This window comes from Streptomyces sp. NEAU-174, from assembly GCF_052665095.1.
Map to the genome: position 1 here is coordinate 304,530 of NZ_JBQTCE010000011.1, position 22,511 is coordinate 327,040.

The 22,511-nt window shown below is 71.0% G+C and carries 25 protein-coding genes; 15 read left to right on the forward strand and 10 right to left on the reverse strand.

Annotated elements, in window-relative coordinates:
* Positions 1-248 precede the first annotated feature (248 nt).
* Positions 249-2,798, forward strand: a complete 2,550-nt coding sequence (locus ACT2CW_RS30235; RefSeq protein ID WP_445518912.1) for an ATP-dependent Clp protease ATP-binding subunit — start codon at positions 249-251, stop codon at positions 2,796-2,798.
* Positions 2,799-3,089: 291 nt separating this feature from the next.
* Positions 3,090-3,260 carry a DUF6480 family protein gene (locus ACT2CW_RS30240; RefSeq protein WP_445518913.1) on the forward strand — a complete coding sequence of 57 codons (171 nt, stop codon included), beginning with the start codon at positions 3,090-3,092 and terminating at the stop codon, positions 3,258-3,260.
* A gap of 152 nt (positions 3,261-3,412) precedes the next feature.
* Here ACT2CW_RS30240 and ACT2CW_RS30245 read toward each other — a convergent pair whose 3' ends face one another.
* On the reverse strand, positions 3,413-3,646 hold the full coding sequence (locus ACT2CW_RS30245) for a hypothetical protein (RefSeq protein WP_445518914.1): 234 nt from the start codon (positions 3,644-3,646) through the stop codon (positions 3,413-3,415).
* Positions 3,647-3,799: 153 nt separating this feature from the next.
* Between ACT2CW_RS30245 and ACT2CW_RS30250 the strand changes: the two genes are divergently transcribed.
* The 4 genes from ACT2CW_RS30250 to ACT2CW_RS30265 all read left to right on the forward strand — a co-directional run bounded on the left by ACT2CW_RS30250 (position 3,800) and on the right by ACT2CW_RS30265 (position 8,197).
* A complete protein-coding gene (locus ACT2CW_RS30250; RefSeq protein WP_445519009.1) occupies positions 3,800-4,318 on the forward strand; it encodes a DUF6328 family protein in 519 nt (172 codons plus the stop codon).
* Positions 4,319-4,358: 40 nt separating this feature from the next.
* A complete protein-coding gene (locus ACT2CW_RS30255) occupies positions 4,359-5,837 on the forward strand; it encodes an aminotransferase class I/II-fold pyridoxal phosphate-dependent enzyme (protein ID WP_445518915.1) in 1,479 nt (492 codons plus the stop codon).
* A 193-nt stretch (positions 5,838-6,030) separates the two neighbouring features.
* The gene (locus tag ACT2CW_RS30260; protein ID WP_445519010.1) at positions 6,031-7,008 is read left to right on the forward strand and encodes an iron-containing redox enzyme family protein; all 978 of its coding nucleotides are present in this window, start codon (positions 6,031-6,033) and stop codon (positions 7,006-7,008) included.
* A 136-nt stretch (positions 7,009-7,144) separates the two neighbouring features.
* Positions 7,145-8,197 (forward strand): acyl-CoA dehydrogenase family protein, encoded by a 1,053-nt coding sequence (locus tag ACT2CW_RS30265; RefSeq protein WP_445518916.1) that lies wholly within the window; start codon positions 7,145-7,147, stop codon positions 8,195-8,197.
* A gap of 9 nt (positions 8,198-8,206) precedes the next feature.
* Here the strand turns inward: ACT2CW_RS30265 and ACT2CW_RS30270 are convergent, their stop codons facing one another.
* The 3 genes from ACT2CW_RS30270 to ACT2CW_RS30280 are packed head-to-tail and all read right to left on the reverse strand — an operon-like array spanning position 8,207 to position 9,410.
* Complete coding sequence (locus ACT2CW_RS30270) at positions 8,207-8,335, reverse strand: hypothetical protein (RefSeq protein ID WP_445518917.1); 129 nt, start codon at positions 8,333-8,335, stop codon at positions 8,207-8,209.
* Positions 8,336-8,367: 32 nt separating this feature from the next.
* The gene (locus ACT2CW_RS30275) at positions 8,368-9,243 is read right to left on the reverse strand and encodes a sugar phosphate isomerase/epimerase family protein (protein ID WP_138913024.1); all 876 of its coding nucleotides are present in this window, start codon (positions 9,241-9,243) and stop codon (positions 8,368-8,370) included.
* A complete protein-coding gene (locus ACT2CW_RS30280) occupies positions 9,240-9,410 on the reverse strand; it encodes a hypothetical protein (RefSeq protein ID WP_445518918.1) in 171 nt (56 codons plus the stop codon). Before ACT2CW_RS30280 ends, ACT2CW_RS30275 begins: the two co-directional genes overlap by 4 nt.
* A gap of 261 nt (positions 9,411-9,671) precedes the next feature.
* On the opposite strand from ACT2CW_RS30280, the gene ACT2CW_RS30285 reads away from it, so the two are divergent.
* Positions 9,672-10,667 (forward strand): LacI family DNA-binding transcriptional regulator, encoded by a 996-nt coding sequence (locus tag ACT2CW_RS30285; RefSeq protein ID WP_445518919.1) that lies wholly within the window; start codon positions 9,672-9,674, stop codon positions 10,665-10,667.
* Positions 10,668-10,679: 12 nt separating this feature from the next.
* Here the strand turns inward: ACT2CW_RS30285 and nac are convergent, their stop codons facing one another.
* On the reverse strand, positions 10,680-11,579 hold the full coding sequence (nac, locus tag ACT2CW_RS30290) for a nitrogen assimilation transcriptional regulator NAC (RefSeq protein WP_445518920.1): 900 nt from the start codon (positions 11,577-11,579) through the stop codon (positions 10,680-10,682).
* A gap of 333 nt (positions 11,580-11,912) precedes the next feature.
* On the opposite strand from nac, the gene ACT2CW_RS30295 reads away from it, so the two are divergent.
* The 7 genes from ACT2CW_RS30295 (at position 11,913) to ACT2CW_RS30325 (ending at position 18,530) form a co-directional block, all read left to right on the forward strand.
* Complete coding sequence (locus ACT2CW_RS30295) at positions 11,913-12,743, forward strand: LamB/YcsF family protein (RefSeq protein ID WP_445518921.1); 831 nt, start codon at positions 11,913-11,915, stop codon at positions 12,741-12,743.
* Between the two features lies 1 nt (position 12,744).
* Positions 12,745-13,458 carry a 5-oxoprolinase subunit B family protein gene (locus ACT2CW_RS30300; RefSeq protein ID WP_445518922.1) on the forward strand — a complete coding sequence of 238 codons (714 nt, stop codon included), beginning with the start codon at positions 12,745-12,747 and terminating at the stop codon, positions 13,456-13,458.
* On the forward strand, positions 13,451-14,431 hold the full coding sequence (locus ACT2CW_RS30305) for a 5-oxoprolinase subunit C family protein (RefSeq protein WP_182472817.1): 981 nt from the start codon (positions 13,451-13,453) through the stop codon (positions 14,429-14,431). Before ACT2CW_RS30300 ends, ACT2CW_RS30305 begins: the two co-directional genes overlap by 8 nt.
* An 80-nt stretch (positions 14,432-14,511) precedes the next feature.
* Complete coding sequence (locus tag ACT2CW_RS30310) at positions 14,512-15,828, forward strand: MFS transporter (RefSeq protein ID WP_445518923.1); 1,317 nt, start codon at positions 14,512-14,514, stop codon at positions 15,826-15,828.
* Positions 15,829-15,894: 66 nt separating this feature from the next.
* Positions 15,895-16,638: an SDR family oxidoreductase gene (locus tag ACT2CW_RS30315; RefSeq protein ID WP_445518924.1), complete on the forward strand. Its 744-nt coding sequence runs from the start codon at positions 15,895-15,897 to the stop codon at positions 16,636-16,638.
* On the forward strand, positions 16,639-17,838 hold the full coding sequence (locus ACT2CW_RS30320) for an aspartate transaminase (protein WP_445518925.1): 1,200 nt from the start codon (positions 16,639-16,641) through the stop codon (positions 17,836-17,838).
* 17 nt (positions 17,839-17,855) lie between these two features.
* Entirely contained in the window at positions 17,856-18,530 is a 675-nt protein-coding gene (locus tag ACT2CW_RS30325; RefSeq protein WP_182472821.1) for a 4-carboxy-4-hydroxy-2-oxoadipate aldolase/oxaloacetate decarboxylase, read from the forward strand.
* Between the two features lie 50 nt (positions 18,531-18,580).
* On the opposite strand, the gene ACT2CW_RS30330 is transcribed toward ACT2CW_RS30325, so the two are convergent.
* Positions 18,581-18,868 carry a YiaA/YiaB family inner membrane protein gene (locus tag ACT2CW_RS30330; RefSeq protein WP_137976210.1) on the reverse strand — a complete coding sequence of 96 codons (288 nt, stop codon included), beginning with the start codon at positions 18,866-18,868 and terminating at the stop codon, positions 18,581-18,583.
* A gap of 92 nt (positions 18,869-18,960) precedes the next feature.
* A complete protein-coding gene (locus ACT2CW_RS30335; RefSeq protein WP_164423736.1) occupies positions 18,961-19,551 on the reverse strand; it encodes a TetR/AcrR family transcriptional regulator in 591 nt (196 codons plus the stop codon).
* Between the two features lie 166 nt (positions 19,552-19,717).
* Here ACT2CW_RS30335 and ACT2CW_RS30340 point away from each other — a divergent pair, with 166 nt between their 5' ends.
* On the forward strand, positions 19,718-20,737 hold the full coding sequence (locus ACT2CW_RS30340; RefSeq protein ID WP_445518926.1) for an aldo/keto reductase: 1,020 nt from the start codon (positions 19,718-19,720) through the stop codon (positions 20,735-20,737).
* On the opposite strand, the gene ACT2CW_RS30345 is transcribed toward ACT2CW_RS30340, so the two are convergent.
* The 3 genes from ACT2CW_RS30345 to ACT2CW_RS30355 are packed head-to-tail and all read right to left on the reverse strand — an operon-like array spanning position 20,720 to position 22,476.
* Positions 20,720-21,355 (reverse strand): hypothetical protein, encoded by a 636-nt coding sequence (locus ACT2CW_RS30345; protein WP_445518927.1) that lies wholly within the window; start codon positions 21,353-21,355, stop codon positions 20,720-20,722. The two genes, ACT2CW_RS30340 and ACT2CW_RS30345, sit on opposite strands and share 18 nt — an antisense overlap.
* Entirely contained in the window at positions 21,352-22,092 is a 741-nt protein-coding gene (locus ACT2CW_RS30350) for a MerR family transcriptional regulator (protein ID WP_445518928.1), read from the reverse strand. Before ACT2CW_RS30350 ends, ACT2CW_RS30345 begins: the two co-directional genes overlap by 4 nt.
* Positions 22,093-22,125: 33 nt before the next feature.
* The gene (locus ACT2CW_RS30355; RefSeq protein WP_445518929.1) at positions 22,126-22,476 is read right to left on the reverse strand and encodes a hypothetical protein; all 351 of its coding nucleotides are present in this window, start codon (positions 22,474-22,476) and stop codon (positions 22,126-22,128) included.
* Between the last annotated feature and the right edge of the window lie 35 nt (positions 22,477-22,511).

Genomic DNA, 22,511 nt, shown 5'->3' on the forward strand with positions numbered 1-22,511 from the left:
GGGCACGCTCCCTGCCTACAGGCTCTCCCAAGAAGGCGGACGGCGCACCGCGAGAATGGCGGTGACGGTGTGTTCATCGTTGATGACCGAATGTGTGGAGGTGGCGCCGGGTGCCGTGGCCACGCGCGCTCCGGCGACCGCAGGTGTAACAGGGGTGCCTCCCGGGCACCCGCGCCCAGAAAGGATCAAGCCTCTCAAGAGAGCGGGCCCGGTCCGGACATCTGGCCGGGACCGCGGAACGGAAGGCCATGAGCAGCGGTTTCATGGGTCCGGGGGACTTCGGTCCAGATCCGTTCGAGGAATTCATGGCGCGATTTCTCGGCGGCGGACCGCGCCCCGGCCTCCGCCATATCGACATCGGCCGCCTGATGAGCGACCCCGCCCGGCAACTCGTCGCCGACGCGGCCACCTACGCCGCCGAGCACGGCAGTGCCGATCTGGACACCAAGCATCTGCTGCGTGCGGCGCTGGCCACCGAGCCGACCCGGGGGCTGCTGGCGGGGGCGGGCGCCGACACCGACGCGCTGGCCGCGGAGATCGACCGGATGAGCGGCGAGGGGCCGCGGCGGACCCAGCTGTCCGTCACCCCCGCGGTCAAGCGCGCCCTGCTGGACGCACACGAACTGGCCCGTACCAACGGCGCCTCCTACATCGGCCCCGAGCATGTGCTCGGGGCGCTGGCCGCCAACCACGACTCCACGGCCGGCCGCATCCTCAACTCCCTGCCCTTCGACGCCGCGGCGGGCCGGGGCGGACCGCAGAGCGCACCGGGCCGGCCGTCGGTCAGCAAGGCGGCCGGTCAGCAGTCCGGCCGACGGCGGGACACGCCCACCCTCGACAAGTTCAGCCGCGATCTGACCGACCTCGCCCACGCGGGGCGGATCGACCCGGTCATCGGCCGTGAGCAGGAGATCGAGCAGACCGTCGAGGTGCTGTCCCGCCGGGGCAAGAACAACCCCGTACTGATCGGCGACGCCGGTGTCGGCAAGACCGCCATCGTCGAAGGACTCGCCCAGCGCGTGGCCGAGGGAGACGTCCCCGACATCCTCCTGGGCCGCCGGGTGGTCGCCCTGGACATGTCCGCGGTCGTCGCCGGCACCCGCTACCGCGGCGACTTCGAGGAGCGGCTGAGTGGCATCATCGACGAGGTCCGCACCCACTCCGAGGAGCTGATCGTCTTCATCGACGAGCTGCACACCGTGGTCGGCGCGGGGTCGAGCGGCGCCGAGGGCGGGTCCATGGACGCGGGCAACATGCTCAAGCCCGCCCTGGCCCGTGGCGAACTCCATGTCATCGGCGCCACCACGCTGGAGGAGTACCGCCGCCACATCGAGAAGGACGCGGCGCTGGCCCGGCGCTTCCAGCCCATCCTGGTCCCGGAGCCCTCCGCCGCCGACGCGGTGGAGATCCTGCGCGGCCTGTGCGACCGCTACGAGGCCCATCACCAGGTCCGCTTCACCGATGAGGCGCTGCTCGCCGCCGTGGAGCTGTCCGACCGCTACCTCACCGACCGGTTCCTGCCCGACAAGGCCATCGACCTGGTGGACCAGGCAGGCGCCCGGGTGCGGCTGCGCTCGCGTACCAAGGGCACCGACGCCCGCACCCTGGAGCGCGAGGTCGAGCAGCTGACCCGGGACAAGGACCAGGCGGTGGCCGCGGAGGAGTACGAGCGGGCCACCCAACTGCGCGACCGCATAGGCGAGTTGAACCGCCGGATCGAGGCCGACGGCGGCACCGAGCCCGACGACGGGCAGAGCCTCGAGGTCACCGCCGAGAACATCGCCGAGGTGGTCTCCCGCCAGACCGGGATCCCGGTCAGCAGCCTCACCCAGGAGGAGAAGGCCCGCCTGCTCGGTCTGGAGGAACACCTGTCCGAGCGGGTCATCGGGCAGGGCGAGGCCGTGAGCGCCGTCGCCGAGGCGGTGCTGCGCTCCCGGGCCGGTCTCGCCGACCCCGGCCGCCCCATCGGCAGCTTCCTCTTCCTCGGCCCGACCGGCGTCGGCAAGACCGAACTCGCGCGGGCGCTGGCCGAGGCGCTGTTCGGCAGCGAGGACCTGATGGTCCGGCTGGACATGAGCGAGTACCAGGAGCGGCACACCGTCAGCCGGCTGGTCGGCGCCCCGCCCGGATACGTCGGCCATGAGGAGGCCGGGCAGCTCACCGAGGCGGTGCGCCGCCGCCCCTACGCGCTGCTCCTGTTCGACGAGATCGAGAAGGCGCATCCGGACGTGTTCAACACCCTGCTCCAGGTGCTCGACGACGGCCGGCTCACCGACGCCCACGGCCGTACGGTGGACTTCCGCAACACGGTCGTCGTGATGACCAGCAACCTCGGCTCCGAGGCCATCGGCGGGCGTGGCGCACTCGGCTTCGGGACCGCGGACGCCGAGACGGACGAGCAGGCCCGGCGCGAGCGCGTCCTGCGACCGCTGCGCGAGCACTTCCGGCCCGAGTTCCTCAACCGCGTCGACGAGATCGTGGTCTTCCGGCAGCTCACGGACGAGCATCTGCGCCAGATCACCGATCTGCTGCTGGAGGACACCCGACGTCGGCTGCACGCCCAGGACGTCACCGTGGAGTTCGCCCCGGAGGCCGTCGACTGGATCGCGCGGCGGGGCCATGAACCGGCTTACGGTGCCCGGCCGCTGCGCCGCACCATCCAGCGGGAGGTGGACAACCGTCTGTCGCGGCTACTGCTGGACGGCGAGATCTCGTCCGGCGACCGGGCCCGGGTGGAGGTCGCGGACGGACGGCTGGTGTTCCACACCGACACCGCCTCGAACGCCGGGCAACCGTGACGCTCACGGTGTGCCGCGAACGCCGGGCCGTGCCCGGCCACTCTTCCGCCGTATGGGCCGTAGGGGCCGTACGGTGGGAAGAGTCCACCGGGGACGGCGCCCGAAACGGGGCGGCGGACCGGGGGAGCCGGCGCGCCGCGGGCGGAAAGGAGCGCATCGGACATGGACCAGCAGAATCCGCACCCTGACCGCACTCCCGGCCCTGCCGGATCTCCCGGGCCTCCCGGAACTCCTGCGACGCCCGGAGCTCCCGGATCTCCCGGAGCTCCCGGACTTCGGCCGAGCGTGGGCGTGCCCCCGGGCGAGACCCCACCGGGCGAGGGCAGCCTCTCGGAAGCGGGCCCCCGCGAGACGTACAACCCCACGAAGGGCTGGTCGAAGGGCCCCACGATCGTCATTTGGCTCTTTGTGGCGCTGTTCGTGACCTTCTGCATCGCGTTCGCGATCGCCGTGCTGGGGTGATGCCTCGCTGGTGACCTGGGGTGAGCCGGGGTGAATGCCACCGGCCGTCCCCGTCCGTCGCGGCATGCCACGGCCCCGAGGGCCAAGCCCTCGGGGCCGTCGTAGATCTTTCGATCAGCTTCGATCAGCTAGGAGAACTTTCCATCAGCGGATCAGCTGCCGAAGCGGGCCTTCAGGAGCTGCTTGCCCAGCTCGGCTCCCTTGCGGCTGTCCGCCTGGGCCTTGCGGAACAGCTCCGCGACCTCGGTGTCCTTGTCCCGTTCCGCGTCCTGGATGTAGGTCTCCATGCGCAGCGCGTTGCTCAGGCATGCCTCGACGTACCAGATGAGGTTGTAGTCCTTGTCCTTCGTGCCGGTGGCCTCGCCGGTCTCGGCGGTGTGGGTCATGGTGTCTCTTCTCCTTTCCACTGACTGGGGGCCGAGTGCCCCTGACGGCCCGGGTGATGCATGGATCGGCCGCGCTCGCGCCGCTGATCGCGGTGATGTTCGCTTTTCGGAGTGGCTGGGAACACGGGGGTGGACGCGAAGGAGGCCACGCTGATGCACGACGACCACGAAGCGCCGGGAAACGGCGGCCGTGAGGCTCCTCGGTCCGGCCGTGTGGAGACCCGCGAGGAGCGGGCCGACCGCAAGTGGGCCGAGTTGCTCCAAGAGGTGAGGGTGACGCAGACGGGCGTGCAGATTCTGTTCGCGTTCCTGCTCACGGTCGCCTTCACCCCGCGCTTCCACGACCTGGACCAGGTGGACCGGGCCATCTACGTCGTGACCGTCCTCCTGGGGGCGGGGGCCACCGGTGCGTTGATCGCACCCGTCTCCTTGCACCGGATCGTCACCGGACGCCGGCTGAAGCCGGAAACGGTGGACTGGGCCTCCCGCTTCACCGTGGCCGGGCTGGTGCTGTTGCTGTGCACGGTGGCGTCGGCGCTGCTGCTGATCCTGCGTGTCGTCGTGGCCGATGCCACCGCGTTGTGGCTGGCGGCCGCGGCCCTGCTCTGGTTCGTGGTCTGCTGGTTCGTACCCGCGGCGTGGCTCTTCCACCGCTCGCGCAAGCAGCGCTGAGCAACGGTTTTCTCCGCAGGTGGAAGGGGACTCGTCCGCCATGGATCACACGCAGGCTCCGATTCTGGAGGCCCTGGCTCGCTACCACGAGCGTGGGGCCCTTCCGTTCACCCCGCCCGGGCACAAGCAGGGCAGGGGCGCCGACCCGGAGGTCGTCAAGGCCCTGGGGGACGAGGTGTTCCGCGCCGACCTCCTGGCCTTCGGTGGCCTTGACGACCGGCTGGGGTCGGGCCGTGTGCTGGAGTGCGCGGAAGAGCTGATGGCGGACGCGGTGCGCGCCGAGCACACCTTCTTCTCGACCTGCGGCAGCTCGCTCTCCGTCAAGGCGGCGATGCTGGCGGTGGCCGGCCCCCACGAGACGCTGCTGGTGGGCCGGGACGCGCATAAATCGGTGGTCTCCGGCCTGATCATCTCCGGTGTCCGGCCGATCTGGGTGGACCCCGAATGGGACGGTGCCCGCCATATAGCGCATCCGCCGTCGGCCGCGTCCTTCGAGCGGGCATTCGACGAGCACCCGGAGGCCAGGGGCGCCCTGGTGACCAGCCCCACTCCGTACGGATCCTGCGCCGACCTGGTGGGGATCGCCGAGGTCTGCCATCGGCGTGGCCGCCCGCTGATCGTCGACGAGGCGTGGGGAGCGCATCTGCCGTTCTGCTCCCAGCTGCCGAGCTGGGCCATGGACGCGGGCGCCGACGTCTGCGTGACCAGCATCCACAAGATGGGCAGCGGTCTGGAGCAGGGCTCGGTGTTCCACCTCCAGGGCGACCTGATCGAGCCGGCCGTCCTGAAGTCCCGCGCCGATCTGCTCGGCACCACGAGTCCGTCCGTACTCCTCTACGCGGGGATGGACGGGTGGCGTCGGCAGATGGTGCTGCACGGCGAGAAACTGCTCGGCGCGGCGCTGCGCCGGGCGCATGCGGTGCGCGACGAGATCGCGGCCATCGACGGGCTGCGTGTGGACGGGCCCGCGGACTACGTGGGCCCCGGTCTGGGCAGTGACTTCGATCCGTTTCCGGTCGTCATCGACCTCACCGGGCTCGGGGTGAGTGGCTACCGGGCGGCCGACTGGCTCCGGGAACAGCACGACGTCAACGCCCATCTGGCCGACCACCGGCGGATCAGCACCCAGCTCACCCACGCCGACGACCCCTCGACGACCGGTGCGCTGCTGACGGCGCTGCGCGAGCTGGCCGGCCACGCGGAGGATCTGCGGCCCGCTCCCGAGGTGGCCGTACCGACGCCGGACGAGTTGCGGATGGAGCAGTCCTGTCTGCCGCGGGACGCCTACTTCGGCGCGGTGGAGGACGTGCCCGTGGCCCGTGCGTCCGGGCGGGTGGCGGCCGAGATGATCACCCCCTACCCGCCGGGTATACCGGCCGTGCTGCCCGGCGAGGTGCTGAAGCGGCCGGTCCTGGACTATCTGCGCTCCGGGCTGAAGGCCGGGATGAACCTCCCCGACGCGGCCGACACCGGGCTGGACACCATCCGGGTCCTGGTCGAAGGGACCGGAGCCGACTGACGCCCGGGCGCCACACTGACCACGTTGCTGTCGGCCACCTCGGTGACCCGGATGCGGCAACCACGCCGCGATTGCGGCAGGTGGTAGGGGGAACCCGGCCCCACGAAGGCGAAGCCGAGGCCCGACCACGACAGCGGCGGACGGAGCGGAACGAACGGTGAGCGCAACGCATCCCGCGACGACGACCCGGCCGATGCCCCTGCCCACGGCACGGGGAGAGGTGTCCGGCGCGCTCGTCGACGCCCTCGCCCGCGAGCCCGGCCGGGCGACGCTGTCCGCCGGCCGGTCGCTCCGGGAGGCCGAGCCGTACGGCGACGATCCGCAGCTCGCGCTCTATATGTGCTACGAACTCCACTACCAGGGCTTCTCCGGTGTGGACGACGCATGGGAGTGGGACCCCGGGCTGCTCCGGATGCGGCAGGCGCTGGAGCGGCGCTTCCTGGACGCGCTGCGCTCCGACGCCACCACGCACGACGACCCGGACGCCGCCGTGTCCGGGCTGCTGGTGGAGCCCGCCGATGGCACGGGCGTGTCGCACTTTCTCCGGGACGAGGGCGAGCTGTGGCAGCTGCGTGAGTACATCGCGCATCGGTCGCTCTACCAGCTCAAGGAGGCCGACCCGCATGTGTGGGTCCTGCCACGGCTGCGGGGCCGGGCCAAGGCGGCGATGGCGGCCGTGGAGTACGACGAGTTCGGGGCCGGGCACGGGGACCGGGTGCACGCGGAGCTGTTCGCCGATCTGATGGCCGACCTGGGTCTGGACCCGGCGTACAACCACTATCTGGACGCCACGTCGGCGCGGATGCTGGCGGCGGTCAACATGATGTCGCTGCTGGGCCTGCACAGAGCGCTGCGCGGCGCCCTGGTGGGGCACTTCGCCACCGTCGAGATCACCTCCTCGCCCGCCTCCGACCGGCTGGCCCAGGCGCTGCGACGGCTGGGCGCGGGCGAGGCGGCGGTGTTCTTCTACACCGAGCACGTGGAGGCCGACGCCGTACACGAGCAGGTCGTACGCCATGGCGTGATCGACGACCTCCTGAAGCGCGAACCCGGGCTCGCCGCGGACGTGGCGTTCGGCGTCGATGCCACCGTGTTCCTGGAAGACCGCTTCGCCGATGAGGTTCTGGACACCTGGCGGAAGGGCCGGTCCTCACTCCGCGTCCCGCTGTGATCCCGGCCGCCCCACCTCCTCGGACTCAGAACGAGGTAGGCTGCCGGCTCGTGAGCGCGAAGCCGGACGGGAGCACGGGAACGGACGCGGACCAGGGGAAGAGGGTCCTGGACCCCGCTCTCGACCGGGAGCCGTCATGACCGCCCCGGCCACGACGCTGATCGAGGCGGCCCGGCGCCTCGCCCACGATGTGCTGGCGCCCGGCGCCGAGGCCGCCGACCGCGAGGGCGTCTCCCCGGCCGCGATCGCCGAGGTCAAGAGGTCCGGGGTGCTCGGTGTGAGTGGCCCGGCGGCGTACGGCGGGGCGCAGGCGCCGGACGCGGTGGCCCGCGAGATCGCCGAAATCCTCGCCGGGGCGTGCTGCTCCACCTACTTCGTCCAGGCTCAGCACCACAGCCCGGTCAGGATGCTCGCCGCCGCCGACTCCCCGGCGCGCGAGCGGCTGCTGCGGCCGCTGTGCGACGGCACGCTGCTGTCCGGTATCGCCTTCTCCCATCTGCGGGCCTTCCCCCGCACACCGGTGCGGGTCACCCGGGTCCCGGGCGGTAGGCGCTTCGACGGCCGGGTGCCGTGGTACACCGGCTGGGGTCTGAACGATGTGATGCTGCTCGCCGGGGTCACCGACGACGGCGAGGCGCTGTTCGCCTTCGCGGACGCCCGTGAGCAGCCCGGGCTGCGGCCCACGCCACCGCTCGAACTCGCCGCGCTGACCGGCACCCGCACGGTCGGCCTGGAGCTGGACGGCCTGGTGGTGCCCGAGGAGGCGGTGGTCTGGAGCCGTCCCCACGAGGAGTGGGCGGTCGCGGACCGGCCGAAGAACACCAACCCCAACCCGGCCGTGTTCGGCGTGGCCGGCGCGGCCCTGGACCTGCTGGAGGCCGCCGGGGACGCGGAGGCGAAGGAGACGGCGCAGGTGCTGGGCGAGCGGCTGCGCGAGGTGCGCCGGGAGGCGTACGCGCTGGTGGACGAGGTTCCCCCGGGCGAGCGCCTGGCGGACCGGCTCGCGGTGAAGACCCGGGCCTACGACGTGCTGCGCGCCGCCACCACCGCGGCGATCGTGGCGGGCGGCGGCAGGGCCTTCGGCCTCGGCAGCCCGGCCCAGCGGCTGGCCCGGGAGGGCCTGTTCCTGGTCGTGCAGGGTCAGACCGCGGATGTCCGCAGCGCGCATCTGCGGGCGCTGCGCGGCTGACCCGCCCGCCTACTCCAGGCCGGAGGCGCCGAGGATGCCCCGGGTGGCCGTGTCGTCGGTGCGCACCCGGCGGACGCGTACGGGACCCCGTACCGTCAGCCAGCCGCCGCCCGCCGTCACCCGCGGTGGCCGCAGCACGCAGCGTCCGCCTTACGCCGCCCCCACCACCTTTAACGGGATTCTTGCGCGAGCTCCTTGCGGATGCGGTTCAGCATGAAGGCGGAGGACTCCCGCGCCCGTTCCTCCCAGGCGAACACGCAGGAAGTGGCGACACCGTCGAAGTTCAGCTCGCGGAGGGTGCCGAAGAAGGTGTCCCAGTCGACCTCGCCCTGGCCGATGTCCAGGTGCTGATGGATACGGGCCGGGGTGCCGGGCGGGTTGAGGATGTAGCGCAGCCCGGAGGAGCCCTTGTGGTTGAAGGAGTCCGCGATGTGCACATGCTGGAGCTTGTCGCCCGCGTAAGCCATCATCGCCGCGATGTCCGCCGTCGGCTCGGCACCGGAGAGATGGAAGGTGTGCGGAGCGCAGTAGAGGTAGTTCACCCACGGCTTGTTGATGGCGCGGACCAGGTCGACCGCGGGGGTGTTCTCCTCGCAGAAGTCGTCCGGGTGGGCCTCCAGGTTGAGGGCGATGCCCTCGCGTTCGAAGAGCGGCAGCAGCTCCTCCAGCGAGCGCCAGAAGGCGGCCTCGCTCTCGGCGGCGCGCTCGGGGCGGCCGTTGAACTCCGAGTTCATCAGCGGGCATTCGAGGTCGGCGGTGATCTCGATCATCCGCTTCCAGTAGCGGACGGCGGTCTGCCGCTCGGTCTCGTCGGGCGAGGACCACTTGTACAGCGGCAGCACGGAGGAGAGCTGGACGCCGTGCGTGCGCAGGGCCCGCTTCAGCTCCGCGACGCGCGCGTCGTCCGCCCTCGGGTGGAGGAAGAACGGCATGAAGTCGTCGCGCGGGGACAGCTCGATGTATTCGTAGCCGAGTTCGGCGACCGTGCGCACCATCTCGTCGAGCGGCAGCGCGCGGAGCATATAGGGGTCGAGGGCGATCTTCACGAGGTGGCTCCGTAGCATGCGGGGCGGGGCTTGATGGCGACGGTGATGATCTGGCCGCCCGACTCCAGGGACTGGACGGCGGCATCGGTGATGACGGTGGCGGCGTAGCCGCGCTCGGCCTCCACGATGCGCGGACAGTCCTCGGCGGCCACCTGGAGCCCAGGCACAGAGTGCCCGCGGTGGTGCGGAGAGGAGATGGCGCCGTTGCCATGGCGTTGTCCTTCTGCGGAGGGGGGAGGAGACGGGTTCGCGGATCGGGGACGGGGTCGGCTTGCGCGCTCTACTAGCGCGCTCCAGTCGAGTACGATGGCCGCTGTCCGAATGTCATGTCAATAGCGTGTTGCCGGGGGATTTCACGACTGCCCGTAAGGTTGGGCCGCGTCGGAGGGTGATCACAGGTGGAAACATCGGGCAGGCGGCGGCCCACCATGGCGGACGTCGCCGAGAAGGCGGGCGTGTCCCGGGCTCTGGTCTCGATCGTCTTCCGCGATCAGCCGGGGGCGAGCCCGCAGACCCGCGACCGGGTGCTGCGCGTCGCCGACGAGATCGGCTACCGGCCCGACAGCGCGGCCCGGCTGCTGGCCCGTGGCCGCAGCCGCACGCTCGGCGTGATGTTCACCGTGCGCCAGCCCTTCCACGCCGACCTCGTCGAGGGCATCTACCCCGAAGCCGAGCGGCTCGGCTATGACGTCCTGCTCTCCGCGACCGCTCAGGGTCGTGGCGAGGCCAAGGCCGTCGAGGCGCTGCTCGGCCACCGCTGCGAGGCGGTGATCCTGCTCGGCCCCGACGCCCAGCCCGCGGACATCGACGCGCTGGGACACCGCACGGTCGCCGTCTCCGTCGGCCGCCGGGTGCGCCACGCCCGCGTCGACAGCGTGCGCACGGCCGAGGGCAAGGGCGTACGACAGGCCATGGGGCACCTCGTCGAACTGGGCCACCGCGGGATCGTGCACATCGACGGCGGCCGCGGACCGGGCTCGGCCGAGCGCCGCCGCGCCTACCGGGCCGCGATGCGCCGCCATGGCCTGGAGCCGGAGCTACGGGTGATCCCGGGGGAGCACACCGAGCAGTCGGGCATCGACGCGGGACGGCTGCTGCTGGCCGAGCGCGATCACGGCCGGCCGCTGCCGACAGCGGTCCTCGCGGGCAACGACCGTTGCGCGATGGGGCTGTTGATGACCCTGGCGCAGGCGGGTGTCGAGGTTCCGCGCGATCTGTCGGTCGTGGGCTACGACGACAGCCACCTCTCCCATCTGATGCCGATCGGCATGACCACGGTCCGCCAGGACGCGGTGCTCATGGCCGAGTACGCGGTGCGGTTCGCCGTGGAGCGGCTGGAGAACACGGTGTCGGAGCCGAGGGAGGCGGTGCTGGACCCCAAGCTGACGGTACGGGGCACCAGCGGACCGCCCCCGGGTGGGTGACCGCGAGGCGGGTCAGCCGAAGTCGGTGATCAGCTCGTGGAACAGGTCGTGCACGGCATGGGCGGGCTCCGACAGCGGCTGATGGTCGGAGGTGCAGAGCGAAAGCTTGACCTGGATGACTGGCTCGACGATCCGCCGTACCTCCAGATTGCGCACATCGAGGATGGCGCGCGCCGCCGACCACGGCAGCACCGTCGCCCCCAGATCCGCGCCCACGGCGCTGACCAGGGTCAGAACCGATTCGAGCTCACCGATCACCCGGGGCTGGAGCGACGCCTGCTGGAACGCGGCTTCCACCACCTGGCGGATGGTGTGAATACGGCTGGGCAGCAGCAGGCCGACGTCGACCAGCTCCTTCAGCGCCACCTCACCCTCCCCGCCCGGAATGTCCGCGCCCGGCGCGGCGATCAGATACAGATCCTCGGTGCGCAGCGGCTCGAACTGCACTCCCCGGAGCGGACCCGCCCCGTAGATGAACGCCATGTCCATCCGGCCGGTCATGATCGCCTCGCTGATGACCCCGCCGAAGTTCTCGTTGATGTGCAACAGGATCTCGGGGTAGCGCTCGCGCACGCTCCTGAGCAGGGGAAGCGCGAGCGCCGCGCCCATGCTGTACGGGGCCAGGCCCACCGAGACACTGCCGGCCGGGGTCCGGCCCGAGACATCGACCGCCGCATGTGCCAGATCGACCTGGCGCAGGATGAGCTGCGCGTGCCGGTACAGCGCCCGGCCCGCCTCGGTGGGTGCCACCCCGCGTTTGCTGCGGATCAGCAGTTGCTGTTTGAACTGGGCTTCCAGCATGGAGAGTTGCTGGCTGAGCGCGGGCTGGGCGATATGCAGGATGTCGGCCGCGCGCGTGATGCTCCCGGCGTCGACGATCTTCACGAACGAGTACAGACGCCTGGTGTCCATGGAGCGGCCTCCAGCCTCGGCGGGGTCTCATCGTAGGCCCATGGCGCCCGGCGGACGGTGGCGCGTGTGGGCCAGGTCATATCCAGTGGTGATTACGTCAGATCGAACGCGTATTTGCCGCCACTCGACAGCGGGATTAGGTTCACCGAAACACGGATTCCGGGGCCGTTGGACCGCGGGAATCCGTGTCATTTCCGCGGTGACCGCGGAAATTCCGACGACCCAGTTGACGCCGTGAACGCGAGCCGGGAGTGGGCGCGGACCAGCCAGTCCGCGGAGCCGAAAACGAAGAAGCGGCGATATCGCCTTTTCTTCCCTTGTCTGGAGGACGTCATGAAGCACATGGTCGATCTCGTGGCAGATCTGGGCGAAGGGTTCGGCGCCTACACCATGGGCGACGACGAAGCGCTGCTGGACGTGTTGACATCGGCCAATATCGCATGTGGATTCCATGCGGGAGACCCGCGGATCATGGACGCGACCGTCCGCCACTGTGTCCGGCGCGGTGTCGCCGTGGGCGCACACCCGAGCTTTCCCGATCTCGTCGGATTCGGCCGCCGGGCGATGGACCTGACTCCGGACGAGGTCAGGACGGACACGCTGTACCAGATCGGGGCCCTGCGGGCGTTCGCCACCGCGCACCACACCCGGGTGCGCCATATCGCGCCGCACGGCCGCCTGGGCAACCTGGTGGCGACCCGGCCGGACTACGCGGAGGCGGTGGCCGACGCCGTCGAGTCGCTCGACCCGTCGCTGATCGTCCTGGCCCAGGACGGCGCCCTCGCCGACGCCGCCCGCGGCCGTGGCCTGGGGGTCGGCATCGTCGGGATCGCCGACCGGGCCTACCGCGACGACGGCACACTGGTGCCCAGGAGCGAACCGGGCGCCGTGATCCACGACCCGGGGGAGATCGCCGAGCGGACCGTCCGGATGGTCACCGAGGGGGTGGTGCGCACCGTCGGCGGGCGTGACCTCCCGGTCGAGTGCGACACCGTGCTGCTGCACGGCGACACCCCCGGGGCCATCACACTCGCGCACCGGATACGCGGCGAACTTCTCGCCGCCGGTGTGCGGATCGCCCCGCTGACCGACGTATTGGACGCCAAGGCGGGCGCCAAGGCAGGCGCCACGACCGACGCCACCACGACCGGTGTGAGCGCCTGAGATGGGCGGCGACATCGTGATCGAGGACTGCGGTGACTCGGCCGTCGTGGTCAAGGCCGTGGGCGCGGACACCGCCCGTGCCTGGCACACCGTGCACGCCTTGGCCGACGCGTTCGAGGCGGCCCGGCCCGGCGGGGTGTACGGCATCGTGCCCGCCTACGACTCGCTGCTGATCGAGTTCGACTGCTGCCACACCGATCACACGACGGTACGGCGTGCCCTGCGCCATGCGGCCGGCCGCATCGGCGAGCGGTCCCTTCCGGCCACACCCTCCCGGCGCTTCGTGGTGCCGGTGGTGTACGGCGGTGAACACGGCCCCGATCTGCCTCTGGTCGCCGAGCAGTTGGGGCTGACCGAACACGAGGTGGTGGCGTTGCACTCCGCCGCCCCGCTGACCGTACGCTGCCTCGGAGCACCGGCGGCGGCCCCGATGATGGACGGCCCGGCCTTCCCGGGGCCCGTCCCACGGCTGGCCTCGCCACGCGTCAGCGTCGTGCCCGGCTCGATCGCGGTGGCCGGGCGGCAGGCGGTCATCTCGCCCATGCCCTCGCCCGGCGGCTGGCCACTGCTGGGCCGTACCCCGCTGCGCGTCCTCGACCTCGACGCCGAGCCACTGGCCCCGTACCGGCCCGGTGACACCTTCCAGTTCGTGCCGATCGACCCGGCGCGGTGGGACGAGCACGCGGGCACACCCCTGGCGGCCGCCCATGGCTGACACCCTGACGGTCCACCGCGCGGGACTCGCCACCGTGCAGGACCTCGGCCGCTTCGGCCACTCCCGCTACGGACTGCCGGTCAACGGAGCACTTGACCAGCACTCCGCCCGTGTGGCCAATGTGCTGGCCGGGAACGACGAGGGCGCGCCGCTGATCGAAATCACCGCATTGGACTTCAGCTGTACCCCCTCCACCGATGTGCTCATCGCGGTGACCGGCGCGCCCGCCGAGGTGACCGTGGGCGGCGTCCGGCGCAACCAGTGGGAGCCGGTGTCGGTACCCGCCGGGGAGACCATCGCCATCACCGGCATCCGGCTGGGTCTGCGGGTCTACCTGGCGGTTCTCGGCTCCGTGGAGACCCCGTCCCTGCTCGGCAGCTGCGCCCCCGACACCATCCTCGGCTTCGCACAGACCCTGCGCGGTGGCGATGAGCTGGCCTTGCGTACGCACTGCCCGCCGATCGACCACCCGGTGTTCCGGATACCGCTGTTCCGGCTGAACGTGCCCGTGGCGCGCTTCGGCGACTCCTGGACCATCGATGTGACCGACGGCCCCGACCTGGAGGAATTCGGCGACACCGCCGAGCGGCTGTTCCGGTCGGCGTTCACCGTGACCCCGCGGAGCAACCACATCGGGCTGCGGCTGAGCGGCGATGTGCCGCGGCGGGTGACGAGCGGCGAGCCGCTCTCCCGGGGGGTGCCCGTCGGCGCGGTCGAGGTGCCCGCGGGCGACGAACTGCTCGTCCTGCACCGGGGCCGGGGCGTCACCGCCGGATACCCGGTGCTCGCGGTGGTCACGGCCACGGGTCTGTCCGCGCTCGGGCAGGCCAGACCCGGCCAGTCCGTGCGATTCAGGCGCCGTACGGTCGCCGACGCCGTGCGCGCCCACCGGGCCCAGCGACACGCCGTCCACGCGCTCGAGGCCCGTGTGCGCACGGTCTTCGACGCCCTCCGCATCCCCGCCACTCCCTGAGCCCTTCTTCTGGCCCGTCCCCTCCCAGCTGTGCGTGATCGTCCCCACCAGCCCCGCCCCGCCGGCAGAAAAGAGACATCATGACCGCCGTCGCCGCTCAGCCGGCCTCCCATGCCGTCGATCCCAGAACCGCGAGGAAGGTGACGCTCGCCGGGTGTGTCGGCATCTTCGCCGAGCTCTACGACAACGGCATCTTCGGGTTCATGGCGGGCACGTTGGGCGCCGTCTTCTTCCCGGACGCCACCAACGCGGTACAGGTGCAGCTCGTCTTCCTCGGCTACGCCGTCTCGTTCTTCTTCCGCCCCCTCGGCGGCATCATCTGCGGCCACCTCGGCGACCGCATGGGCCGGCAGCGGATGCTCGTCTTCGTCATCATGCTGATCAGCGTGGCGACGGCGGCGATCGGCCTCCTGCCGACGTACGCGAGCATCGGTGTGGCCGCGCCCGCGCTGCTGATCCTGCTGCGGGTGCTCCAGGGCTTCTCCGTCGGCGGCGAGGCATCGGGCGCGATGACCTTCCTCGCGGAGCACGCCCCCGAGGGCAAACGCGGCCTGTACACCAGCTACGCGCAGATCGCCTCCTTCCTCTCCCTGCTGACCGGCACCCTGATCGCGGCGGGCATGACCAGCGGCCTCGGGGCGGACGCCATGGAGTCCTACGGCTGGCGCATTCCGTTCCTGCTGGCCATTCCGCTGGGCATCGCCGGGCTCTACATCCGCAAGCGCATCAGCGACACGCCGAACTTCACCCGGCTGAGGGAGGAGGGCGGACTGTCCAAGAACCCGCTCAAGGAGGCGTTCTCCTCCGCCGAGCACCGCCGCGCGATGCTGCTGGCCCTGTTCATCCCGCTCATGAACGGATCCGGCTACTACGTGCTGTTCAGCTATATGCCGACCTTCATGAGCGGTGAGCTGCACTTCGGCAAGGTGCAGAGTCTGCTGGTCACCGCGGCCAGCCTGGTGACCATCTCCCTCGCCATCCCGTTCATGGGCGCGCTCTCCGACCGGATCGGGCGGAAGAAGGTGCTCATGGCCGCGGCCATCGCCATGGCCATCGCCGGTGTGCCCTGTTACCTGCTCATCGGCACGGGCAACGTGGCGCTGGCCGTCATCGGCGCATGCGTCATGGCCGCCATCTTCGCGGGCCACACCGGCGTCATCCACATCCTGCTCGTCGAACTCTTCCCCACCCGGGTGCGCTACTCCGCCTACGGCCTGGGCTACAACATCTCCTCGGCCCTCTTCGGGGGCACCGCGCCCTTGCTGATGGCCTTCCTCATCAGCCGTACCGGCAACGTCACCATGCCCGCCTTCTACGCGGTCATCACCGCCCTCGGCACGCTCATCGCCGTCTCCCGGGTGTCGGACAGGGCCCATCTGCCGCTGCGTGACACGTAAGGCCGGGCCGCTCCACGACCCGGACCATCCCCACCCCCACCCCCACCTCCAAGGAGTGCAGGCCACATGCCCTTTTCCGACTATAAGACCGCACTGGTGACCGGGGCCTCCACCGGCATCGGAGCCGTGGTGGTCGAACGGCTGGCGAAGCAGGGCCTCAAGGTCCACGCGCTCGCCCGCGACGCCGGGCGGCTGGACGACCTCGCCCGGCGGACCGGCTGCGTTCCGCACGCCGTCGACATCACGGACACCTCGGCGCTCACCGGGGAACTGCACGGCATCGACGTCGATCTGCTCGTCAACAACGCCGGGGTCTCGCGCTCCGGAAACATCCTCACCGCCGACGAGTTCGCCATCGACGAGCAGATAGCGGTCAACGTCCAGGCCGTTCTGCACCTGGTGCGGCTGGTCATGCCCGGGATGGTGGCACGCGACCTCGGACACATCGTGAACATCAGCTCCATCGCCGCCGTCTACAACTTCGGCGGGAACACCATCTACCACGCCACCAAATCGGCCGTGCACACCCTCTCCCGCCAGCTCCGGGTCGACGCGTACGGCCGCCGTATCCGGGTCACCGAGATCTGCCCCGGGCGGGTGGAAACGGAGATCTTCGGCCGGCTGCTGGGGGACATGGAGGAGGCGCGGCGGCGGTACTACGACGGCTACGAGTCGCTGAAGCCGGAGGACATCGCCGACGCCATCGAGTACGCGGTCGGATCGCCGCGCCACGTGAACATCGGCCATGTGGAGATCCTGCCCACCTTCCAGGTGCCCGGTGGCCTCAACTTCGAGCGGAGGACGGACTGAATGAGCACCGCGCAGCGCGTGCGGCGCATCAAGCCCTCACCGAGCACGGCGGCCGCCCAGCGGGTCCGCGAGCTGAAGGCCCAGGGCCTGGACATCCTCGACCTCACCGTGGGCGAGCCCGACTTCGACACCCCCGCCCATGTGAAGGACGCCGCGGTCGAGGCGATGCGGCGGGGCGCCACCAAGTACACCCCCGTCAACGGCACCCCGCAGCTGCGGGCCGCCATCGCGGACCGGCTCCGGCTGCGCCACGGACTCGACTGCCCCGGAGACCGGATCGTGGTCGGCGGCGGCGGGAAGCAGGTCATCTTCCTCGCCCTGATGGCCACCCTGGACGCGGGTGACGAGGTGGTCATCCCGGCCCCGTACTGGGTGTCCTATCCGGACATGGTGCTCGCCAACGACGGCACACCGGTCATCGTGGACTGCCCGGAGGCGGACGGATTCAAGCTGACCCCGGAGCGGCTCGCCCCGGCCCTCACCGACCGCACCCGCTGGGTCGTCCTCAACTCCCCGGGCAACCCGACGGGCGCCGCCTACACCGCCGGGGAACTGCGCGCGCTCGCCGAGGTACTGCTCGACCACCCCCATGTCCAGGTGCTCACCGACGAGATCTACGACGAGATCTGGTACGGGCCGGGACACGTCCCCAGCATGGCGGTCATCGAACCGCGCCTGACCGAACGGGTGTTCCTCACCAACGGCGTCTCCAAGACCTACGCGATGACCGGCTGGCGGATCGGATACGGAGCGGGCAACGCCGAACTCGTCGGCGCCATCAACACCCTCCAGTCGCAGATCTCCTCCTGCCCCTCGTCCATCAGCCAGGCCGCCGCCACCGCCGCGCTCACCGGCGACCAGAGCTTCGTCCGCGACTGCGTGTCCGTCTACCGCGGGCGCCGCGACGACGTGGTCAAACGGATCAATGACACCCCCGGCCTCTCCTGCGCCCCGCCCAGCGGTGGCTTCTACGCCTTCGTCAACTGCGCAGGAGTCATCGGCAGGCGCACCCCGTCCGGCGACGAGATCCGCGACGACGAGGACTTCGCCGCCCATCTGCTGGAGTCACGGCGGGTGGCGGTGATCCACGGCGCCGCGTACGGCGCACCGGGGTACTTCCGTATCTCCTTCGCGACCTCCCACGACATCCTCACCGCGGCCTGCGACGGCATCGCCCGCGCCTGTGCGGACCTTTCCTGAACCCCTGAAGGAGCCATATGCTGCGCGTCACCACCCGGTTCGACCGGCCCGACCCGGCTCTCGTCGACCAGCTGAGCGGGTACTCCGCCGCCACCGTCCACGAGGCCCAGGGCCGCCTCGGGGCACTGGACTCCACCATCAAGCCGATCGATCCCACCATGTCGGCCTGCGGCCCCGCCTTCACCGTGCGCTGCGCGCCACGGGACAACATCATGCTCCAGGTGGCCATCGCCCACGCCCGTCCCGGCGATGTCATCGTGGTCTCCGCGGGGCAGTACGCCGAGGCGGGCTCCTTCGGCGATGTCCTGGCCAACGCGTGTGTGGCCAAGGGTCTCGGCGGCCTCGTCACCGACACCGGTGTCCGCGACACACAGGAGCTGCGGAAGCTGGGCTTCCCGGTGTTCTCGTACAGCGTCAGCATGAAGGGCACGGTCAAGGAGACCGTCGGCCCGATGGCCGAACCCGTCCTGATCGGCGGCGAGATCGTCCGCCCGGGAGACGTGGTGCGCGCGGACGCCGACGGGGTCGTGGTGGTGCGCCGCGAGGACCTGAAGGAGGTCATAGCCAAGTCCCGGGCCCGCGTCGACGCGGAAGACGCGTACATCGCCGACTACCGCGCGGGGAAGAGCGTGATCGAGGTCAGCCGGCTGGCGGCGGTGCTCGAGGCCAAGGGGCTCGTCATCGACGAGTAGCGCCGGGCGGCGCGCGGCAGGTCCACGCCTTCCCGAAGGGATCGTGGGGTCTACAGCTTCTCGAAGGGGTCGTGGTTCGCGAGCAGCTTCTCCACCCGCGCCTGATCGACCCGGCTGACGATCTGCCCGGCCTCCTGCCGGTCCCGGATCACCTTGGCCAGAGTGAAGGCGGAGGTCACCAGGTAGAGCACGGAGATGGCGAGGAAGCCGCGCACCCAGGCGTCGGCGCTCAGCTGGAAGATGCCGATGGCGGTGGCGGCCATGGCGACGGCGAAGGAGGCGATCGCCTGACCGTAGAACGCGGCCGTGCTCTGCTGCTTGACCGGTGTCTCACTCATGCGGACAAGGATGAGCGGATGCGAATCGGCCCCGCATCCGTCCGGATACTCAGGTACGTACTCAGAAATAGCGTACTCAGCAATCCGTGCCGTCAGTGCGGTTGGCGCAGTCCCGCGATGAGGAGCGCGACCAGCCGGCGTGCGTCATAGTCAGGGTCGTGCTCGGCGCCGATGCAGAGGTTTCCGACGCCGCGCATGAGCTCGAGCGCCTTGAGATCGGACCGGATCTCTCCGGCTTCGGCCGCCGCGTCGAGCAGTTGGGTGCACACGGGCAGGAGGCGGTCGATGAAGTACGAGTGCAGCGTGTCGAAGCCCGCGTTGTCGGACCGCAGCACGGCGGCGAGGCCGTGCTTGGTGACCAGGAAGTCGACAAAGAGATTGATCCACTGGCCCAACGCGGCATGCGGCGTCTCGCTGCTGGCCAGCAGGGCCGGACCGGCCTCGGCGCAGGCCTCGACCTGGTGTCGGTAGACGGCGATGATCAGGTCCGCGCGCGTCGGGAAGTGGCGGTAGATCGTGCCCACCCCGACACCGGCCTCGGCCGCGATGTCGCGCACCGGAGCTTCCACGCCCGAGGTGACGAAGACCGAGGCGGCCGCGTCGAGCAGGGTCTTCTGGTTGCGCCGGGCGTCCGCCCGCTTGGACCGGGCCGAGGGTCCCGCGCCCTTGTCGCCGTCGTTCACCGCGCACTCCCTCCACCGCCGCGCTTGCCATACGGAACAGCGTTCCGTATCTTTACCGGAGCCAGGTTCCGTTTGCTTATGATGCCAGAGCGGGGACCCGGCAACCAAACCGCGCATTGCCGTCGCGCAATGCCACCACGCTTCCCCGCAGTGGAGGAACACGCTCATGCAGTACCGCACCTTGGGCCGCACCGGTGTGCAGGTCAGCTCCCTCGCGCTCGGCGCGATGAACTTCGGCAGGATCGGGCGCACCACCCAGGACGAGGCCACCGCTCTCGTCGACGCCGCTCTCGAGGCCGGGATCAACCTCATCGACACCGCCGACATGTACAGCGCCGGTGAGTCGGAGGAGATGGTCGGCAAGGCCATCGCCGGCCGCCGCGACGACATCGTGCTGGCCACGAAGGCGGGCATGCCCATGGGCGACGAGCCCAACCACCGGGGCAGCTCACGCCGCTGGCTGGTCACCGAGCTGGACAACAGCCTGCGCCGGCTCGGCGTCGACCATGTCGATCTCTACCAGATCCACCGATGGGACCCGGCCACCAGCGACGAGGAGACGCTGTCGGCGCTCACCGACCTCCAGCGCGCGGGGAAGATCCGCTACTTCGGCTCCTCGACCTTCCCCGCCTACCGCGTCGTACAGGCCCAGTGGGCCGCCCGCGAGCACCGCCTGGGCCGCTATGTCACCGAACAGCCCAGCTACTCGATCCTCCAGCGGGGAATCGAGCGCGACGTTCTGCCCGTCACCGAGGAGTACGGACTCGGCGTGCTGGTGTGGAGCCCGCTGGCCTCGGGCTGGCTGTCGGGCGCCATCCGTGCGGGCCAGGCCATCACCACCAGCCGCTCGACGATGATGCCGGAGCGCTTCGACGTCACCATCCCCGCCAACCGGGCCCGGCTCGACGCCGTCGAGCGGCTGGCCGAGGTCGCCGACGAGGCCGGTCTGACCATGATCCAGCTCGCGCTCGGATTCGTGACCGCGCATCCCGCCGTGACCAGCGCGCTCATCGGCCCCCGCACACTGGACCATCTGCGCACGCAGCTCGCCGCCGCCGACACCGTGCTCTCCGCCGATGTGCTGGACGCGATCGACGCGATCGTGGCCCCCGGCACCGACCTCGCCGCACACGAGAAGCACGACACTCCGCCCGCGCTGCTCGACCCGTCACTGCGGCGCCGCTGACGGGTCCGGCGCCGCCTCCCTCCGGGTGCGGGTGAGCGCGGCGACCGCTTCCCGGGGGTCGTCCGCGTGGAACCGGAGGGTACGGGCGACGCCTTGGCGCCCGAGGGGCCGTACGAAGGTCACCGGCTCCGTCAGCTCCACCGTCACCGTGGTCTGGCTGCCCACCGCGAGGTCGAGCACCCCGTCCGGGCCCAGCCGCACCAGCCGTGCGTCCGGATAGCGCCGGTCGACCCGGGCGGCGGCGATGGTGGCGGCCGGAACCCGCAGGTCGAACAGTGCGCCGTAGCGGATGCGTAGCGAGCCGTCGGACCCCACGACATGCGGCCGGACCACACAGGCCGCGTGCAGGGCGAGGGCCAGCACCACCCCGTACACATCGATGACGAGCGTGATGGCGTGCACGACCGGCCAGGGGATGATCAGTGCCAGCCCCACCGTCTCGATGACCGACACGAAGATCATCCCGTACATCATGGCCGTCTGGGGTCCGGTGTAGGGGACGGCCAGTGACCCCTCGGGGACCTGGTGGCGGCGGCACAGCACCCACAGTCCGAGGCTGTGCAGGGCCCGGGCCTCGTGCATGAGGAGCCGGCGCGCGACCAGCGGGGCCCGGCTCATGACGCCCTCCTGGCCAATCGGCCGGTCAGCCGCTCCATCACCCGGCGCACCACCGCGGCCTGGGCGGGCGAGTAGTCGTCGAGCAGTGCCTGCTCGAAGCCGGTCGCCGTCGGGCCGCCGTCCGGGATGGCCGCCAGCACCTCGTCCGGTACGGCGGCGGACAGCTCATCGGCCAGCGGCGCGATCCGGGGATCGTCCGCCGCGGCCCCCTCCAGTTCGTCCAGCCGCTCGTACAGCGGGAGCACGGCGGGGTCCTCGGCCAGCGGGCGCAGCGCCGTGTACACCGCGTCCCCGCCGATCATCCCCTCGAGCAGCATCAGGTGCTCGCGGTCCTTGGCGGCGGTCGGCGAGGAGGTGGCGGGCGCCACCTTCAGGAGCTCGACGAGCGCGGGGGAGAGCGGCGCGTCCGGTGTGAGCGGGCCGTCCAGCAGCGCCGCCAGCACCTTGCGGCGCTGCTGGATCTCGTGTTCCTGGCGGGCCAGATCGGCGTCCAGCTCGCCCAGCACCTCGGCCAGCTCACGCCCGGCGTCGTCGGCGAGGACGTCCCGCACCTCGTCCAGGGCGAGCCCGAGCTCGGTCAGCCGCCGGATCCGGGCCAGCAGAACGGCGTCCCGGAGGGTGTAGACCCGGTATCCGTTGGCGCGCCGCCGGGGCTCGGGCAGCAGACCGATGTGGTGGTAGTGCCGCACGGTCCGGGAGGTGACTCCGACGAGCGCGGCGATTTCTCCGATGCGCATGTGGCCAGTAGAAACCCTGCCGCTGCGACAAGGTCAAGCGCGGCCGCCCGGCGGCCCCTCGACGGCGCCGATGTCGGGGCGGCCGCGGTAGAGCGGGGCGCCACGGTAGTCACGGCCACCGTTGTCCGGGACGACGGTGCCGGTGCCGATCAGCGGTGAGCCCGGCCGGGGGGCGAAGCCCAGCGCGGTGCCCAGCCGTGGTCCGCTGTCGGCCGTGCCGTACGGCCCGGACACCTCGGGGTTCACCAACAGTGGGTCGCCCGTGCGCGGGGTGGGGTCGGTGGCGGGGACGGGCAGCGGTCCGCGTGGTCCGTGCGGTGTGCGCGGCGGCGGGGTGCGCGACCAGCGTGGCCCCGCGCCGAGAGCGACCCGTGTAGGGGGCAACGGGACGGTAGCGTAAGGAGGTCCACATACGGTCA